The organism is Streptomyces sp. NRRL F-2664, from assembly GCF_000719345.1.
Taxonomy (GTDB): domain Bacteria; phylum Actinomycetota; class Actinomycetes; order Streptomycetales; family Streptomycetaceae; genus Streptomyces.
In genome coordinates, this window is record NZ_JOFX01000451.1 from 1 (window position 1) to 325 (window position 325).

Below are 325 nucleotides of genomic sequence, written 5' to 3' on the forward strand. Positions count from 1 at the left end.
GGGCCCGGACGGCGAGCCGGAGCGCAGGGTGGTCTCCCACTACAACAGCCTCCACCTCCTGACCTCCCAGCAGGTCTACACCTCCGCCCTCGGCAACCGGCCCGCCGGGGAACTGGTACGGGGCTACAGCTGGCAGCAGGACCCCGCAAGCCCCGTGCCGCCGCCCCGGGATGCGGAGCTGCCCGCGGACTGGGCGCTGCCGGTGCGCGAGGCCAGCACCGTCCAAAACAGCGCCGGCCAGAAACGGGAAGTGGCGACCGCCGCCGCCTACGACAGCTACGGGCGTGCGGTGAAGACCACCGACGAGACCGGGACGGTCACCGAG

1 protein-coding gene is annotated in these 325 nt (G+C 72.9%); it reads left to right on the forward strand.

All coding sequences use genetic code 11. From position 1 onward, the window contains the following. Positions 1–325, forward strand: a 325-nt coding sequence (locus tag IF89_RS39935; RefSeq protein WP_043195067.1) for a hypothetical protein, incomplete at both ends; no start/stop codon positions are given.